Source organism: Fluviicola sp. (assembly GCF_029266855.1).
In the GTDB taxonomy this organism is placed as follows: Bacteria; Bacteroidota; Bacteroidia; order Flavobacteriales_D; family Crocinitomicaceae; genus Fluviicola.
This window is the reverse complement of sequence record NZ_JAQSWB010000001.1, coordinates 630,149-648,271: the sequence shown is the minus strand read 5'-3', so window position 1 is coordinate 648,271 and position 18,123 is coordinate 630,149. Positions and strand designations below refer to the sequence as shown.

16 protein-coding genes are annotated in these 18,123 nt (G+C 38.0%); 4 read left to right on the top strand and 12 right to left on the bottom strand.

What is annotated here, in order from left to right:
* Nucleotides 1-245 precede the first annotated feature (245 nt).
* The 4 genes from K0S23_RS03105 to K0S23_RS03090 form a co-directional block, all read right to left on the bottom strand.
* Entirely contained in the window at nucleotides 246-968 is a 723-nt protein-coding gene (locus K0S23_RS03105; protein WP_300354122.1) for a hypothetical protein, read from the bottom strand.
* On the bottom strand, nucleotides 949-3,996 hold the full coding sequence (locus tag K0S23_RS03100; RefSeq protein WP_300354120.1) for an N-6 DNA methylase: 3,048 nt from the start codon (nucleotides 3,994-3,996) through the stop codon (nucleotides 949-951). Before K0S23_RS03100 ends, K0S23_RS03105 begins: the two co-directional genes overlap by 20 nt.
* A gap of 271 nt (nucleotides 3,997-4,267) precedes the next feature.
* The gene (locus K0S23_RS03095) at nucleotides 4,268-4,996 is read right to left on the bottom strand and encodes a hypothetical protein (RefSeq protein ID WP_300354117.1); all 729 of its coding nucleotides are present in this window, start codon (nucleotides 4,994-4,996) and stop codon (nucleotides 4,268-4,270) included.
* A gap of 60 nt (nucleotides 4,997-5,056) precedes the next feature.
* Nucleotides 5,057-5,569, bottom strand: a complete 513-nt coding sequence (locus K0S23_RS03090; protein ID WP_300354114.1) for a hypothetical protein — start codon at nucleotides 5,567-5,569, stop codon at nucleotides 5,057-5,059.
* Nucleotides 5,570-5,679: 110 nt separating this feature from the next.
* On the opposite strand from K0S23_RS03090, the gene K0S23_RS03085 reads away from it, so the two are divergent.
* A complete protein-coding gene (locus K0S23_RS03085) occupies nucleotides 5,680-5,814 on the top strand; it encodes a hypothetical protein (protein WP_300354111.1) in 135 nt (44 codons plus the stop codon).
* A gap of 147 nt (nucleotides 5,815-5,961) precedes the next feature.
* On the opposite strand, the gene K0S23_RS03080 is transcribed toward K0S23_RS03085, so the two are convergent.
* The 3 genes from K0S23_RS03080 to K0S23_RS03070 form a co-directional block, all read right to left on the bottom strand.
* Nucleotides 5,962-7,887 carry a M56 family metallopeptidase gene (locus K0S23_RS03080; RefSeq protein WP_300354108.1) on the bottom strand — a complete coding sequence of 642 codons (1,926 nt, stop codon included), beginning with the start codon at nucleotides 7,885-7,887 and terminating at the stop codon, nucleotides 5,962-5,964.
* A gap of 21 nt (nucleotides 7,888-7,908) precedes the next feature.
* A complete protein-coding gene (locus K0S23_RS03075; protein WP_300354106.1) occupies nucleotides 7,909-8,310 on the bottom strand; it encodes a BlaI/MecI/CopY family transcriptional regulator in 402 nt (133 codons plus the stop codon).
* A gap of 214 nt (nucleotides 8,311-8,524) precedes the next feature.
* Nucleotides 8,525-10,741 (bottom strand): hypothetical protein, encoded by a 2,217-nt coding sequence (locus K0S23_RS03070; RefSeq protein ID WP_300354103.1) that lies wholly within the window; start codon nucleotides 10,739-10,741, stop codon nucleotides 8,525-8,527.
* A gap of 203 nt (nucleotides 10,742-10,944) precedes the next feature.
* On the opposite strand from K0S23_RS03070, the gene K0S23_RS03065 reads away from it, so the two are divergent.
* Together K0S23_RS03065 and K0S23_RS03060 are read left to right on the top strand one after the other, a co-directional pair.
* Nucleotides 10,945-11,403 carry an SRPBCC domain-containing protein gene (locus tag K0S23_RS03065; protein WP_300354101.1) on the top strand — a complete coding sequence of 153 codons (459 nt, stop codon included), beginning with the start codon at nucleotides 10,945-10,947 and terminating at the stop codon, nucleotides 11,401-11,403.
* Between the two features lie 263 nt (nucleotides 11,404-11,666).
* Entirely contained in the window at nucleotides 11,667-12,089 is a 423-nt protein-coding gene (locus K0S23_RS03060) for a hypothetical protein (protein WP_300354099.1), read from the top strand.
* 97 nt (nucleotides 12,090-12,186) lie between these two features.
* Here K0S23_RS03060 and K0S23_RS03055 read toward each other — a convergent pair whose 3' ends face one another.
* The 4 genes from K0S23_RS03055 to K0S23_RS03040 all read right to left on the bottom strand — a co-directional run bounded on the left by K0S23_RS03055 (nucleotide 12,187) and on the right by K0S23_RS03040 (nucleotide 16,433).
* The gene (locus K0S23_RS03055; protein WP_300354097.1) at nucleotides 12,187-12,852 is read right to left on the bottom strand and encodes a succinate dehydrogenase cytochrome b subunit; all 666 of its coding nucleotides are present in this window, start codon (nucleotides 12,850-12,852) and stop codon (nucleotides 12,187-12,189) included.
* 188 nt (nucleotides 12,853-13,040) lie between these two features.
* Nucleotides 13,041-14,597, bottom strand: coding sequence for an MFS transporter (locus K0S23_RS03050; RefSeq protein ID WP_300354094.1), 1,557 nt, complete (start codon nucleotides 14,595-14,597; stop codon nucleotides 13,041-13,043).
* A 588-nt stretch (nucleotides 14,598-15,185) separates the two neighbouring features.
* Complete coding sequence (locus K0S23_RS03045) at nucleotides 15,186-15,515, bottom strand: hypothetical protein (protein ID WP_300354091.1); 330 nt, start codon at nucleotides 15,513-15,515, stop codon at nucleotides 15,186-15,188.
* 288 nt (nucleotides 15,516-15,803) lie between these two features.
* Nucleotides 15,804-16,433, bottom strand: coding sequence for a hypothetical protein (locus K0S23_RS03040; RefSeq protein ID WP_300354088.1), 630 nt, complete (start codon nucleotides 16,431-16,433; stop codon nucleotides 15,804-15,806).
* A gap of 164 nt (nucleotides 16,434-16,597) precedes the next feature.
* On the opposite strand from K0S23_RS03040, the gene K0S23_RS03035 reads away from it, so the two are divergent.
* A complete protein-coding gene (locus K0S23_RS03035; protein ID WP_300354085.1) occupies nucleotides 16,598-17,533 on the top strand; it encodes a lipase family protein in 936 nt (311 codons plus the stop codon).
* Nucleotides 17,534-17,601: 68 nt separating this feature from the next.
* On the opposite strand, the gene K0S23_RS03030 is transcribed toward K0S23_RS03035, so the two are convergent.
* Entirely contained in the window at nucleotides 17,602-18,078 is a 477-nt protein-coding gene (locus tag K0S23_RS03030) for a hypothetical protein (protein WP_300354082.1), read from the bottom strand.
* Nucleotides 18,079-18,123: the final 45 nt, after the last annotated feature.

The window sequence follows — 18,123 nt, the reverse complement described above, 5'->3', positions numbered from 1 at the left end:
GTCAATCTTGGTCTGATTACCCAAGCTATATAACATCACGCAATAACATTATAGGACACTTCGCAAGTTGTACATCCAATAATTTACGCTATGCAAAACAACCACACATTTAAACCGCGAGTTATGCTGATATATCGAATTTTTAAGAGATTTTTGTGTACTCTTTGGAGTATAGTTACACGAAGATTTGTGTCATTTTTTGAGGTTGGAATAATGAAAAAAGGTTGTTAGTATAATGTGCCGCTTTATGCCTTATACAAATCAAATAGCAAATGATGTATAACAAATTCCGTATCCTGACGTGAGTGTAAGCTGTCAAAAGTAAATGGGGCTTCTTGTATTGAATTATTTTTTGTGCTAATCAGGTCTCCTTCAGGAGAAATCAGAAATTTTTCGTTTAACTTCTTCACAATTTCTGTCTTTATATTATTGCTATCTCCATCTAATATAAAACCGATCATTCCACCAAAGGTTAGGTTTTGAGCATATTTTCCATTGAAATAACGCAGAACCCCACCATCAAAGATATTTTCATTGTTAACATCTTTTTTATAGGTATTATAGCAAACATACTTATCTACCAAATCTTTACTACCATCTAAATTTTTGCATTCAAAGTAGAAGTCTTGATTCTTCCAATATGTATTATGAATAGTGATGTCGTAATTCCCTTCTATGTCCTCATCATTTGTTTCTTCACCTTTTACAGAAAAATTTAACCCGAATTCTCTATTTGCTTTCAATTTGAGGCGTATAAATTTTGCTATTTCTCTTTCGGTTCTTGGATATTGCTTTTTCTTTTCTTCTTCAATTTTAGACTTTAATTCAGCGCTATTATAGTTTTTATAAAAATCAAGCAAATAATAAAACACCCAATTTTTCCAAAACTCATCATCTAAAGTCTTTAGTTGGCGAGTATCAAATGGTAATGGAGCTGGCTTCTTAATCCTAATGTATTCTCTCTCCATTCTCATTGGATATTAAGTGTTTTAAAATATCCTGTCCATCTTCAAAGGCTTTTGTTTCTGTCCAGTTTTTATTTATGTCCTCTTTTATAATGTATACACAATCTTTCCCGAAAATCTTTTCTTGACTTGCTAAAAAATTTGCATTAGGATTTTGCTTAAAAATCTCGTTAAGCAAATACTTCTTGGTTTTAGCAACTTGAGTAGTAACGGAACTACTACCAAACGATATTTTTACAACAATTAAACCAAAGTCTGTCGATGTTTCTTCTATGCTTACAGGGCTTTCAAAATAAAAGCCGACTATTTCTTTTAGTGTATTTTTGTACTCATCTAAAGCGTTTTTCTTTCTTCCAATTCTTGATTTTTGAAGAAAATAGTCCTTTACTCTTTGCTTTTCCCAATAAGACAGCTCAAATAAATCATAAATCAACTCATTCAATTTCTGTTCTTTTTTGATGTATTCGCACTGTACTTCCGATAAGCCTTTACTTATATCTGATATTTGTTTTGCAATATCTTCATTTAGTTCCCTAGGTACAGGAATATTTAATATTGCATCATATCCTATTTTCGTGTAAGAGCCATCTACTCTTTTTCGAAAAGACAGGTCAATCACATAATTAATAAGATGTGAATTAATTAATGCTGTATACAGATAGATGTTTTCACTTTCTTTTGGGAAAATAGAATACACGTCAAAGTTGTAGAATATTTTATTTAAACTAACAGTAGCCTTTAATTCTTTTCCTGTCCTATTTATAAGGATTTTTGGAAGGGTATAAATATTACTACTTCTTGTTCTCTGAAAATTAGAAATATCTCCCAAATACATTCTTGGGTTACTATTATACCCAAATCTATATAAATCTCCAGGTTCTAATAATGGTATAGGAAAGTCTTTACTACAAGATGTGTTTGTATATTTTTGTTTGAACTTATTAGAATAGGCTGTTCTTTGTTCCCTGGTTAGTTTTTTATACTCACTATCCGAAATGTTGAACTCTGATAATATTTGTTCCTTACCTACTATTTGAAGTCCATTATTTATTTTGCTTTTACAACCTTCAAGAGTGATAATATGATTATCTAAAATATCATTTTGAAAATGAATTTTGTTTACAAACTCTAAATCAAATTGATTTCCGACCAAAAAATTTCTTAATCTTATTTGTTTGCTTTTAAGTTCGTTTTGAATGATTTCAATTGCTTTGTCTTCCTGAATTATAAGTAACTCAAAAGGTTTTTCTGAAAACAGACCTAAATCTACAGGATAATAATCAATAACGCTATCTTCAAGATTATTTGTAAAAATGATTGCTACAACGCTCTCTTTTGCCTTTTCAAACAATATCTTTTTTACCCTTGATAACTCATAAATTTTCTCAATACCGAAGTGGGTATAAAAATAGGATTGAAAAACTTCTGAATAATCATTATAAAAATTAGAACTATTTGAAATAAATCCAAACCTTGTGTTTTCATCGCTCCAGTCTTTGATTTTCAAAAAAAAGCATTGAGATATTTGAGACTTACCAACGATGTTCTTTGCAACTTTTCTAGTCTCATCAGAAATATCAACTTGATAAGAGTTTAAAAAAGATATCTCGTTTTGAAACTCCTCTGTGTTTGATATTTCAAAAAATGGCGGATTTCCAACTATGTAAGAAAACATCTTATCTTCAAAAGGTTTATCAGATGTATTAAGTGTGTTGGCGTGTTTTATATTCTGAAAAAATGAAAATTCCGAAAACAAGTTGATTTTTTTGTTCTCATTTAGTTCATTTGCTATGAATTCTTTTATTTCCGTCGGGTCAATTCCGTTAAATATTTGAAGTGAAAGAGAAAATAAAGTAAACCGTTGAGCTGTTAATTCTTTTTCAATTCCAAAAATATTATCTGCCAGAAGCTTGGTTCTATACTTTATTTTGCCAATGCTATCCTGGGGTTCTAAATTTTGCTTTTTAGAGATTTCCAAAAGCCTTTGATATCCGGTAATCAGGAACATACCTGACCCGCTCGAAGGGTCTAAAATTGAGCCTATTTTGTCTTCTCTTATTACATCATCTACGATTAACTGTGCTAATTTTTTCGGTGTATAGTATATCCCATTTTCTTTCTGTTTTTCAGACAAAAAGACTTCGTAAATGTAGCTTATAAACTCAACGGGTAAAACATCAAATCCGAAATCAAACAATCTTAATTGACCTGTATTTACATTGTGATTAAAAGAGCTTGCTATCAGTGAACGTACATCACTCGTCAAATACTGATCATCTATTGTTGGCTGGTCAAAAAGTGCATTATTAAATATTTCGTGAATGATTTTATACAGTTTGTTGATGTCTTTATTAGAATTGTTTTCTAATAACCTTTCGTAATTAAGTTTATCATCGTTAAAATAATGATTAAAAAAATACGCGTTAATAATATGATTATCTTCTAAGTATTTAATGTACAGCGTTCTATCAATTAATGCCTGAACTACTTCATTTCTCTTACTATCATCAGATATTAATTGGGTTAAAAGATTGCTTAATTGCTCTTTTAATGCCTTCAAAGTAGCAACTAACTCTTTATCAATCCCTTTATACTTCGCTTTATCAATAAACGAATGATAATTTAGCCAAAACACGCCACTATCAAACTGCCAGTGCCTGATTTTTTCAATCGTATCTATATCTTTTTGAACAGTTGAAAAGACCTGTAAAACACTGTCATTATTTGAAACTTTAGGGGAATATTTGGCATACAACATTCTTACTTCGTCAGCTTCATTAGGATAATAGAAAATTATATCTACATCATTTTCATTCCAAACATATTTTCTAAACTGTTCGAGTTCTATTGTTTCTAACAAAGAAGTAACAAGGTAAAAAGAGGTATTGGTGTTATTTGGACTTTTATAAAAAAAAACCGAATTTTTAAGTTTTTGAGATAAAGTAGCTTCTTTCTCAATATCAATAGCTTTTGGCCTCAAATCAACATTGAAGTCAAAACCTAGATCAGAAAAAAAATCCACATAAGTCATTGATTATCTTATAATTAAATTGTGTTAAAGACAAAGCTACCGAGGGTAAAGTTATAGAAAACTTTTCATAAAGAACTGTATCTCTTACATCATTATCTTGAAAAACTAAACTAATAATTACTAGTCTATTTTATTATTCAAATATCTTGATTGGAGTACGTAATCTATTTACGTTCTTAGTTGAGAAAAACTAAAACTTTTGCGCCCTATTGAAGTCTATCAGTCTGATGCCAAAAGCTATATTAACATAACGCAATAACATTATAAGACCTTATTGATTTTTTGGTACAGGCTGTAGATCTATTTTGCCAAAAATGCTATTCATAGTTTGGTAGTCTTTATCAGAAACACCATTGAGAATAGTGATTTGTCGTGCTTTTAATACTTCTGGGGCAACTGTGTTTACTTGAAATTTTTCTATTCCTCGATTACGTAATTCGAATTCCATCCACTGGATGTTGGTGGCTAATGCTTCTTGGCATTGCTCTTTAAACAAGTCGGATGCAACAAACTTACTTTGAATAATAAGAACCAATTTTTCACATTCCACCATTTCAGCCATAATAAATGCTGAAATATCTCCTTCCTGCAAATATTTTCTAGCAAGATCATTCATAATTATTGATAATGTATGATTCAAACTACTCTCTAAAATCCCAAGGCTATTATATTGGCTTTGGTACTGAGCCTCATGTTCTTCGTGTTTTTTCTCTATTTCGGATATTTTGTTTTGATAAAAATCCTTCAGACTTTGGAAAGTGAGAAATGCGAATAAGGCGAACCCAATACCAATAAAAGTGAGAATCACAGAGGTGCTAGTTTCAGAGGAAATATTTGGTTGAACCTTGCTAGGATTTATAGTTACTTCAGCATCCACTTGAGCTTTTAATTGATAATTCAATATGAATAAGTAAATCACTACAAGTCCAAGAATTGATATGAGAATAGTGTGAATTATTCCAGTATAAGGTTTTGATGAGTAAAGAAATGGTTTTTTCATATTACATAAAAATTAGATACTGCAACGGCATTAGGTAGTCAATAGTTTTTGCGGATTCTATCACTCCGCCACACTTGCTCCGACTAATTGAACCCTAAAATTCTCATAAGCCTGAGGATAGGATTCTGTTTTGAATGAAAAACTGGTAGTCGATCGTGGTTCAATGTATTCGTAAATCACATAAGATTGTTCCTCAATCAGTGTATTAGTCCTCGAATAAAAAAGAATCTTGATCTTTGGGTCTTTGAATCGTCCTAAAGTTGCACTGCTATTGATAGTTCCTCTGAAAATTGCTCCATCGGGTTCATATTCTGCATCGTGAAAAAGTCCGGCACTTCTTGTTTGAACTTGTTGTGGACTCATTCTTACTTCTCCGCATGATAGATATTTTTCAGGTGAATTTTCCTCGGAAGCTTTCAATTCAGCTCTCAGTTCTTCAGGGCTTTTTTCTATTTCAGGTTCAGGTGATCCTTCAGTGAATTCATCCCGAAAATTATTGGAATGGGAATTAGTTTCGCAATTTGTCAGCGTGAATAGTATTGCCGAAAGCAATAGGGTAATGAATAGTTTCATGTGTAGGTAACAATTTAGGTCTCGAATGTAAGAATTAGATTTTCAAATTGCAAATGGAACAAAATCAATCAAGTAAAAGACGAAACTTGGTCAAAAAAAATCACTATCTCATGGAAAAATTTGGCTCAACTGAAATTCTTATTGTAATTGGTATTCCCGTACTCCTCTTTTTATTTGGTTTTTGGGTTGGTAAAATGGCTGGTAGAAATGCTGCCAATAAAGAGTTCTTGAATAAAAAATCCTGAACCCTCCCCTCCTACTTATTATCCCACCAACAAAGCCCCGATTGTTACTATCGGAGCTTGTTTAGTAAAGCGCTCGCGCTGGCGAACCTACTTTACTTCATCTTTAACTGTACTCATGTCTTACTTAGGCTTTGTTTTAGACATGCATTAATGCGTATCAATGTTGTACAAGATGCGCATGCCGGGTTTGGTGTATTTTTTTACTTTCTGGAAAAGTGAGTCCGCTTGTATTTTTCCGTTAATTATTAGAGTTTTCTCACTCAATTCGAAGGAATGGATCTTTCCCTTGAAACCTGCCTTTATTAAATCTTCCTTGACCTTTTCGGTGATATCCTTTTCAATTGACAGGTGGTTCAAAGGAGCTAAGGTCACCTCTTTTTCCTGCAATTTCAGTTTTGCATCGATCTTGCGCGACTGTTCATCGATCTTACGTGCCTGCTCGTCAATCTTGCGTGCTTCCTGATCAATTTTGTCTGATTCCGCCTGGATTTTGACCTGTTCTGCTTCGATGCGGCGTTGTGCCTCATCGTGTTTTTTCCAGTTGATCTTCCCGTCTTTTTGATTGGTTTCGGCTTCGATAATCTTTACCTGTTTGTCAATAACCGCTACATGTTTATCAATAACTGCCGAATGCTTGTCAATGATTGCCGAGTGTACGTCTATGATTTTCGATGCTTCATCAATGATCCGTTCTTCTTCTGAAAGATCAACTTCTGCTTCCGGATAGTCACCGGCTGTATACCCGTCAATTTCTTTAGCAGCAATGGCTTTTTCATAACCTGTAATCAACTGGTTGATTTGTGGAAGGTACTTCTCCCGATCTCTTCCGGTAATCAATTTGCCGTTGACCTTAAAATGTTCCAAATTTTCCGGAACCTGGTACAGCATTCCTTTGCTCTTGAAAATGTATATGTAGGACTTCTTCCCCTTGTCCTCAGCAACGTATCGGATGGAAGTTCCTTCCGGAATCTCCTTCGGATCATATTTTTCATTACCCAGGGTGTCCGATACAGGTACTTTAATTTCCTGTGCGGAAGAGGAATTCACGTTCAGGACCACTAGAAAGAGAACCACACTCATCGCTACACAAGCCGATAGAAAGTACTTTTCACGGATACTAAGCATCTTGTTACTGTTGAAAAGAATCCGTTTTGCACGATCTGCCAGCTTCATTTTCTGATCACCGAATTGCAGGGCGAATCGCTGTGTGTTCATGTTGTATTCCTGGAAAGAAATCAGGGCATTGACAAATTCTTTTTTATTGTTTGTAACGCTAATTGCTAAATCATCGCAGCAATTTTCACGTTCGTCTCTCAACAAGGAGGAAATCCATAAAATACCGGGATTAAAGAAAAACAAGATTTCAATGAACGTTTGCATGAGATTGACAAGGTAATCGCTGCGACGAATGTGTGCAAGCTCGTGCAGCAAAATAGCTTCTACCTGCTCGTGAGGAATATTGTTCAACAATCCAACCGGAACCAAAATAACCGGTTTGAAGAATCCTGTTACCGATGGAATCGTGACTAATTTCGATTCAAGTAATTGAACGCTGCGTGTGATCCGGAGTGAAACCTGTAGTTCAGACACGCGTTTCCGCCACATTTCCGGTGGAGAAATCGTTTGATAATTTCGTGCACGGTAAACCTGCCGTAATTCACCTGTCATTCGGATACATTTGAAAACAAAAACGACAAACCAGATGAAAACGATCCATGAACCGGATTTGCTGATGAATTCAGCTATTATTGAAAATGGTGCACTCACCTCTTCCTTTAATCCTGTGTTGGAAATCGAAACGAGCTGTTCTGTTTGAAGATCATTTTTCACCAATTTATCCGCTTGTAAAACGGATGTTTGTGGTTCGAATTCGTTATAGAAAATGAAACCGATTGTCACCAAAAATGCAATACTCAATCCTGCGAGTAAGTTGTATCGGATTGCCGAAGTTGATTTTTTTGTAAGCAAAAGGGTAAGTCCCGCCAGTAAGGCCGCTGCGAGTCCCAGCCAAAGCGAATGGATCAATGTCCAGCTGACTGCTTTAATCATGGAGTCGTTCACTAAAGAATTCATAGTATTGGGTTTTAAAAGTTTTTATTTCTTGTCCAGTTGGTCCAGCATGGCGCGGATTGCATCCAATTCTTCAGGTGAAGTTTTTTTGTTCCCCAACAACTGCATCATGAGGCTGGTACTTGAACCATTGAACATTGTATCGATGAACTTATCAAGTAAAACAGTCTTCGTTTGATTCTCTTCGATTGCCGGTCTGTAGATATGCTTCATGCTCGATGCGTCACGCAGTAACATTTCTTTCTCAGTCATGATCTGCATTAATTTCAATGTGGAAGTATATTGTACGGCACGTTTCTGTTCGTTCAGATAATCATTAACAAAACGAACTGTTGAAGGACCGTTTTTCCAAAGAACCTGCAAAATCTCCAATTCTGATTTTGTCGGTTCCGATTGCGGATTATTTTCAGCGTTTTTTGTTTTCATTTTTCAAAGGTAGGAAATTTTTCGTACGAAACAAGTTGTAGGTGAAATTTAACAAAAAAATGAGCAATGCAGTTTGGGCTTGCCCCATGAAACCTTTGGAAGTGGGGTTGCCAATGAAGGATGCGGAAACCTGGTTACGCATTATGAGTATTACACAATTGATCCGGGAATGAGAAACAAATTTCGTTTGCTGAAAATAAAGTGAGCCTTGATTCTACCCAAAAGGCACTATTCCACTTGAATACTTCTTAAAGAACATTTTTTTCGGTGAAAACTGATGTTCATTGGTCATTAGGTATAATGCGGTGAAAATGAGTTTTTTATTTCTACTCATCAATGCTTCGGCTTCAAACTGTTCCGACGGTGTTAAGGTTCCTTGCGATTGTTCCAGCTCCTGCAGGGAAATCAATGTATCGGAATATTCAACACGCGTTTTAGGGATGTCGATGTTTTGCAGCCATAAATCCCTCAAATCATTGTAGGAAGAAAGTGAGTTGCCAAAATGATCTTGTTTAATTTGTTGGTAAACCAGGTGGTATACTTTTTTACGTAAGTTGTCTTTCATTTGATCGTCCATCAACCCGGTCGTACGAACTGTAAGGGTGTTCGGAACTGATTTTGACCAAACATCATGAAAAGATTGCTTACTGATATTTTGGTTTTCATCTACGAAAGTCTGGTTTGCAGGGCCGTACATATTGAAATGCCACAAATCATTTTGTTCATCAAAGATGTTTGTTTCAATTTTGGCACGAACCTGGTCCGTTATTCGGATGAAATCCTGTTGGAATTTGTCCAGGGCTTCCTTCTTTTTCTTAAAGGACTGTAACTTTCGCAGGTGATTGTCATAATCCGGATTTCCTTCCTGCTGCCGTATACTCCTCAACATTTCGCGAACTTCACTGTTCACATCTTTACGGAATTCTTCAGCACCGGTAAACCAACCTTCCCAAACGTCATTCAGAAATACTTCGGACTCTACACCGCGATTGTAATTTTCAAAGGTAACGGTATCCGGTCCGTCTTTTGCTACAACGGCCGCATGGTGATCTCCGAACTGAACAAGTCCTCTGGCTTTTTTATATTGACTTTTTGCCAGCCATCCCAGCTTTTCGGAACTCGATTGCAGAGCCAGGAACTCTTTGATTAGTTGTTGAATTTCCAAACCATCCAGCTTGGTCAAATCAACACCATCGCCGGTTATTCCTTTTTCATCGATTGTTCCCGGAGACGGGAGTGCAAAAGAGGAAAACGACTCTCCTACTTCAGGGGCTGTATGCTCATTGATTCCCAAATTGGTTGTCAGTTGCTGATTGTCTTTTGTTTTTGTGTACCTGATGGTGTCGTTCGTCTTGAAATACCCGATGATATGTCTGAAAACATCTCCTTCAATCAAATTATTGTTTTCGGCTTCCTTTTTATCATAGATTTCATACACCTGTTTCCATAATTCTTTTGGAGTTCCTTCTACACTGAGCGCCCGTAAAATCCGGTCGCTGGGTTTGACATGGATTCCAAGGATACCTGTTTTAAAGTACTGATGAACTTCCTGACTGATTGGTCCGTTATTCAGAATATAAGGACTCACATCATTTTGCCATTGATCTTCAAAACCTTTCGTAGTATTGCTTTCATCCAGTTGGTTCAAAATCCTGCCAAACTTGTTACCGTCTGAAGTGCTTACGGATCCAAGTACTTTTTGGCTCCCGACTTTATTTCCGATCACCAGGTGTTTTCCTCCTACAATTCGTTCGGATACAAATGTACAAACACTCGTATCCATCAATTCTCCTCTGGGATCTACATGCGGACTTTGAACGGGTTTTACACGGATTAAATCCTGGGTTTGTCCGTCAGGGTTTGTAGGATTTTTTGGAGTACTTACTTTCGCTCCAGGTTCTTCATCCAGGGTTATGCGGGATTTGATATTGATCAGGCGCTGGCGGGAAGCCTGGATATTCGCGGGTTTCCCGTAAAAAACTTTGGGCTGACCAACAGTGCTTTCCAACGCAAGCAAGCCTTTTTCAGACACTTTTAACGGAGGATTGTCCAGGTTTCGTGGTTTCCAGTTTCGTTTGGAAACAACTGATTTAATTCCATCCTCTTCTGAACTTTCTCTTCTACTCTCCAGTTGATTGCTCGGGAACAAAGGTTTCTGTCCGTCATTCGTTGTTTGATAGTCACCCGGTTTAAGGATTGTATACCGCTGAATAACTGCATTTGAACCGGTTGATGAAACTGTAGGCGTTTTTGCTTTCGCTTGTACTGTATCTGATGATTTATGGATGCCTTCAATGATTTTTTGCTGCTGAATCGTACTCGCTCTTTTATCTTCAAAAGAAACTTGCTGCCGGGTTGATGAACTTTTAATCTGCTTGCTTTGAATGACAGAGCTATTTTGAACAGTTCTTTTGCTTAAAGGAGTATTCATGGTTCAGTGAATTTTGACTACCAGATAAATATAACTAAATCTTTTCCTCGTATAGATAATTTGAAAAAAAAGCGCTATTCCGCATAGCTAGAGTCTCAGGTTTGCATTCGGAAAGGGTTTGTTTCCGAAAAAAATAAAACTTTTTCGCCCTTGACTTTAAAACAAAACTTCCTTAACTTGGTAAGTAACAAAAGCACTTTCAGATGAAAAAACTAAGTTATACCAAGGAAATTTCTGCTTCTCCTGAACACGTTCACGATGTGATGCTCGGTCTTAGTGACAAGCATACTTACGAACAATGGACCGCCCCTTTCAACCCTACTTCTACCTGGGAAGGTGGATGGAACAAGGGCGACAAGATCTTGTTCGTTGGAATATCGGAAGATGGCACCAAAGGAGGAATGATCGCCCGTATTGTCGAAAATGACCCGGGAAAATATGTATCCATCGAGCACTATGGCATGCTGGAAAATGGTGTGGAAATAACGGAAGGGGAAAAAGTCGACAGTTGGAAAGGAGCTCATGAAAATTATCGCTTTGAAGCTACAGCGAACGGAACACTTGTAACAGTTGAAGTGAATACGGTAGATGAGTATGCCTCGCATTTCGACGAGACCTGGCCACAGGCACTGGACGTGTTGAAGAAGATTTGTGAGCAATAATTAAACTTTGCGATCTTAGCGTCTTTGCGTTTAAAAAAAACATGTTCTCCCATCTAAATAATTAAAACTCTGTGTTCTTCCGTGTTCTTCCGTGGGAGACAACCGGGAGTTTACATCAAAAAAACTTTGCGATCTTAGCGCCTTTGCGTTTAAAAAAGGTGCTGGTTATTCTATTTCACTCGGACAATACTGGTTCAAAATACATCATTTGCCTTATTGGAGGAATCATTCAGCAGCTGTTTCTTTGATAAAAAAAAGAAAGCATGAAACATATTTTGTATTTGTTGGTTGCAGTTGCCTTTACAATGAGCTGCAGCAAAGAGAAAAAAGCACTGAAGAGCATCGGTGGAGAAACCTGGGTTATGACTAAGTCAACTTATGAAGATACCGGTAGTGAAGATTTGACAGGAATTCGGAGGGCTTTTACTTTTGATAAGTGTAAAGCCAAGGATCAACCGTGTTCGGGAACTTTTGAATACCAGATTCCTGCGTATGACCAGGATTTACAATGGACCATTACCTACAGCGTTTCAGCTGGTGCGGATTTACTGACTGTTGTACGCACTCCTTCCAATTTCCAGGGAACTGCCCAAACAGACGAGTATGAAATTTTGCAATTGGAAAAAGATTTCATGGAACTGAAGGATTTGGAAAATAATCACGTTTCGGAATGGAAAACGGAATAAGGTTCATTCCAAGTCCTTGTCTCCCGTTATCACCTGCAAACAAAGCAGCCCGGATCATTAGACCCGGGCTGTTGAACAATAAATTTTTGGTTAGTAATCATTTCAACCATCCGAAATAAAAGGAAATGGGCATCATTGCCAGTATTAGTGGAATCAGAATCGCAAAACCATAAGATGCTTTCAGTATCAAAGGATTGTATTTCCGGTGATTTAACCCTAGCGATTGAAAGGCACTTTTGAAACCATGTAACAGATGCCAGCTTAGAGAGAAGCATCCTAGGGTATAAATGATTACTTCGACTGGATTTTGAAATTTTTCAAGCATAAGTTCATATAACGGAAGCTCTTCACCTGTTTGAAATTGATGGATACGATTGGGAATCCAAAAGTTTTGGGTGTGAACAACCAGGAAAAGCAAAATCAAAGTGCCAAGTAAGGTCATACTTTTACTGTACCAGGTAACGTTTGGTGTATGATCCTTTTTATAAGCATAACTAATGGGTCTGGATTTCCTGTTTTGCCGCCAAAGGAGCAATCCCTGGACAATGTGAATAATGAAACCAATGATTAAAACAATCTCGATTGTTCGGATGATTGGATTGGTAGCCATAAAATGGGCTCCTATTGTAAATGTTTTACCGTGATCATTGTAAAAAATGAGTGCATTTACCGAGGCATGTACAATCAAAAAGCTTATCAGGAATAAGCCGCTTAGTGCCATGGTGAATTTCTTTCCCACGGAACTTGTCAATAGTTTTTTCATCTTGTATCATTTTACATGTTGACAATACAAAGTTGAAGATTGGGGGCTTGAACAAACTTAAGCTGGTTTAAGAAATGTAAGAATTATTTATAAATGTAACTAAAACCTTGTTTTTGAGCAGGGTAAGTTCAGGATTTTTAGTGTAAAATCAGGAAAGTATATGATTCGGGATAATGATTACTTTAACATCATGCAGGAATTTGCTTCTCTTCTACTTTCTTCCCCTCTACCATAAAATAAGCGATCAATGCCGAACTATAGCACATCACGGTGCACACGATCAATATGGTTTGATAGGCATCCAAAAAAGCATTGCGGTAAACCTGCTTAATTTGCTTCTTTTGATCCGGAGTAAAGGTGTCGGCAGGAACTTGTGCATTTCCCAGGTTTATGGTTTCGGAAATAATGTTGTTTTTTTGAGTTTCTCTGAAATCGGATTTTTCTAATTGTTGAACAACCAGGTTGGTAAAGAGTAACAGGGCCAGTGCTCCGAATGCAGCATTGGAGAAGATCCCGGCAATGCGCGATACGGCATTGTTGACTCCGGAGGAGATTCCTGAATAGTTTTGACTGATGGAGGTCATAACCGAGGTAGTAAGTGGTACCACGGTTAAAAGCATTCCGATACTGATTAAAATGATCCCGGGGAAAAAGGTGAGCCAGTAGTCCGAAGCGCCGCGGGTTTGTTCGATAAATGACAGGAACAGGAAACCCAAACCTACGGTGAATGGGCCTGCAATCAGAAAGATCCGTGAGCCCAGCCGGTCGGAAAGTGAACCGATGTACCTGGAGAATAAACCCAAAAGAAAAGTAAAAGGCAGAAATGTTAAGCCGGATTCTGTTTGAGTGTATCCCTGGATTTGAACTAGGTTCAGGCTCAGGAACAGCATTCCGCCGCCCAAAGCGCCATACAGGAAGAATGTGAGCAGGTTCAGTCCCGTGAAATTCCTATTCCGGAAGAGTGTTAAGCGGATCATGGGACTTTTACTTCGCTTCTCGACAATCAGGAATAAGACCAGGTCCAGGACTCCGAAGATCAAAAAGGTGTTGACTTGCCAGTCAGAGATACCGACTGCAGGAAATCTTAAAAAACTATAGGTAATGGCGGCCAGGCCCGCAACCAGTAACAGTGCTCCGGGAATGTCTACCCTGCCTTTGTCTTCTTCATTGGAGGTTTCGGGTACTTTTAGCCAAAGAACTATCAGTGAAATGATGCCGACCGGGATATTAATAAAAAAGATGTAGCGCCACAAACCGTGGTCGCCGAGAATCCCGCCGATTACCGGTCCGCCGATACTTACGATAGTAGTCACTGCCGACCAGGTCCCGATCGCTTTTCCCCTCTCCCCGTCTTTGATCAGGGAAGTAATAAGCGACAAACTTCCCGGGATCATGAAGGCACCGCCCAAACCCTGGATCAGCCTGGAAATGATCAGGAATTTGACATTGGGAGAAAGACCGCATAGTAACGAACCGATGATGAACAGCACAATTCCGATCGCAAAGATTTTCTTTCGCCCGAACTTGTCTCCGAGCGATCCTCCCGGTAACATCATTGCGGCCAATACCAGCAGGTAAGCATTTAATACCCAAAACACATCTGCTCCTGTGGCTTTCAGGTCGGTTTGAAGAGATGGAAGAACTACATTTAACGCACTTCCGTCAATGAATACCATAGACGTGGCTAAAATGGTTGAAAACAGGATCCATCTGCCAGTTGCGCTTTTTAAAGATATTCCCGACATCCGTTTGTGATTTGAAGAAGTAAATTACTGATTTTCTTTCGAATGACGATGTTCTCAATCTTCGTTCTTAAAATCTTAATATCCTAACACTTTGAGAAAGATCCTGCTTGCTAAATTGCAAATGCGGATGGTTGAGCGATGTCGGAACCATGCGTTTTAAACTTTCTCAAAAGTGTAAATGTTTCCGGATACAAATATTGGACTTTTGACTATCGAGTCTCTCAAAGCCTTTCGTATTTAGTCTCTTGCCGTAATAACTAACAAGTTTTAACAGCGTAAAAGGACAAAGAGGATTTCTTTTCGTAAAGTTAAAATGGCCCTTACGCTGAGAATCGTAGCAAACGAAGGAATGAAGCGAAGAAAAGCATTTGCTGTTTGAGTTCGCTCTGCTACTGCAGGGTGGACGAGTTTTAAATGCTTTCGCGTAATGACCTGTAGTTTGCAGATTCTTGAGTATAGGCCTAGACTTTTGGCTCCACCTTTTTGGCAATGAAAAAGGTGGAAGAAAAAAAACGGCGAAAGCCGTTTTCTTACCTTCATCTCTCAGGTGGTTTGATCTGGTTGATAGTGAAGGATAACCAATGATGTTTACTTCTGCACCTGGAATTTAAAGGTGTAATTGAAGGTGTTTCCGATCAGATTTTGGGGTACTTTGATCTTTATTTGCTGCACTTGTTTTTCGATTGCGGCTTTCATTTCTTCGGAATCCGAAGCTATTTCTATTAGTTCGATTTGATTTTCTGACAAAACACGCACTTTTACCTTTACCATCGTTTCAATCCCCTTTTCACGTAGTGATTCAGGATAGGAAATCTTGCGGTGCATAATGCGATCCAATAAGTTCTCACCGTTTCCTGCAAAAACAAATGAACCGGTGGTGGTGAAGAAAAGTGTAATGAATAGGATTGTTGCTTTCATAATCTAAAAATTGAATTGGTTTCCCGTAAGACCAACTCAGCCGGCATTTGTTACAGCAGGCACTTATTTTTCTTGTTAAAGAAAGTGAAAGCAAATCGAAACCCTTTTGGGGTTATGAACAGCTTATGTCTGTTTGATCAGTAAAATCAAGGTGTTATGACTAATCTGACGAAAATTGATTTCATAAGATCAAAAATTGGGACTCAAATAAACGAGTACCAGATCGAACGTATGCTTTTTTGATTTGGTTGGTAATGGTTTCTATTTTGCTGGGTCCACGAATATGGATTATTTCAAAAATCCCTGCTTTTTCAACGCATCCTGTCGTTGTTTGATGTTCTCAGGAATTTCTCCGGAAGTCAGCCAGTCAATATCCAATCCGTTTTCCATTGCTGTTTTCTTCAAAAGCGCATTTTGATTGATCAGTTCGCCCAAACTTGCCAGGTCATCTCTGAAATCGGCGAGGTAATCTTCATGCATAGATCGGATCAAAACCAAAAGCTTAAATGCTCTCGCAATGACATAAACAGCAAATTTATGTGCCTTTACCCGGGAGAAAAAGGAAAGCTGGGGTTTGTTTGTTTTTAGTATTTCGTTGAGCATCAGTAAATTCAAACTGACCTCTCCGAATTTGTCTTTGGTAATTTTGATCTGTTCCGTAATATCGCCGCTCAGAGAACGCATCTCTTTCAGCAGATCGTGGATCGATGAACTGCGCTTACTCATATTGGAAGCTCTTTTAATAACCATTTCCTCGAGTTCTGAGCGACGTTCTTCCACTGTTTGTGTGCTAACCAATTCAAAATACAACTGATTGGCCAATGGAACATCGCGTTTCAATAACCTGAGAAGAAGTTTGTCTTTTTCCTTAATGGGTAAATCAAGTAAAGCTTCTTTGAATTCTTTTTCAAATACCATATTCTTTTTCCGAAAGTTTGTCCGGGATAATTATTCTGAAAATTAAGAATAGAACAGGAATTAACCAAATAGTGAAAATTAGGAAATTCCTTTTTAAGAGCATTTTTATTTTAAAAGGTCTTTTTTATCTTTAATCCATATTTGAAACTTAAACACTATTCATTATGAGCGCGATCTCTTTACCATGCCAGTTGCTGTGCGCATCTGCTTCGGCTTATGCCATCAGCCCCACAGATCCGAGTGGAAGATACAATCCACTGGGAGAAAATTCCCCCTTCCAAAATCAATACGATGCAGTCGGTTTTACCAGTGATCCTTTTGTGGTTACTGCAGATCAGATCGAAGCTGCACTGGTCGGACAAACAGCTGAGGGAATTATAGTTGCTTTTCGGGGAACCCTCCCTCCTGCTGAGAATTGGGATTCTTTTTTCGATTGGTTGCAGGATTTTATGATGCCGACCACGAGTAATATCGATCTTCCGGGTGAAGTGCACGAGGGTTTTCTCTTTGCCTTGAACTTATTGAGAGGTGGTATTATCGAGGCGATTCAAACGCTTGATCCGACAGGTTCCCTGCCCTTGTACATCACCGGACACAGCAAAGGCGGTGGAATTGCACCAATTGCAGCTATGTTCTTTAGAAATGTGTATCAATTGTCTGTTACACAAACCATTACTTTTGCCGGACCGAACTGCGGAAATGGAGATTTTGCAACGGTCTATAACGAAGTTTTCCCGAATCATATTCGCTATGAAAATTATTTGGATATCGTTCCTTTGTTACCTCCTGACAGTGAGTTTATCACGCTTTTGGAACAGATTCCGGACCTCCCGGTTTCGTTTATCAATAAGCTAAATGAAATGAAAAACTATGATTACGACCCGGTTGGTAGCCTGATGTATATCGATTCGGATGGTCATGCATCTGCCTATTCTACCATCGAAGCGGAATTGCTGCTGCCGATTCGGATAGCTGAGATTGTGAGCAGGATCCTAGTGTTTGACTTATCTGCTATCGGGGACGCGCATCATGCAAGCTGTGGGTATCGTTATATGCAGGGAACTTGTTCCGGTACAGGTATTTGTCCCACTTCATATTAAGAATGACTCCACCTTGAAAATTAAAAGCAGTCTGATCCAAATCAGGCTGCTTTTTAATTGATGCCTGCCTAAAAATCCAGTATGTCGGAATCGGTTCTCCGGTCTTTTGGCGGCTCTGTTATTGCTCTTATAAATGATTGTGTGATCAAAACGACCTGGCAAATGAGCATCAGGTAGAATCCGCTTAGCATCTCATCCTGCAATGTTCCTCCCCTGTTTTCCGATGTGGTATAAATAAGCAGCAATAATGAGATCACAAATACGAAGGCGGTAATGAGTGCTGTGGGAAAAGATCTTGGGAAAAAGAAGCGGGATAAAAGCAGAATAATTGCAATGACAAGATTCATAAGTGCGAAGATTGATCCGAAGCCATTGAATACCCAAAATGTGACGCCAAAATCCGACGATTCGTAGGTTTCAACGATTACAAAACTTTCGCCGGAAAACAGGTTCTCACTTCGTGGGCTCTCATAAAACGGCAAAAACATGGAAACCAGGATAATCCCAAAGCAAATAAGAGTAAGTAATATTGATTTGTTTTTCATTACCTGCAATCAGCGGGTTAAATTCCAGTTTGTGCAATAATTGGT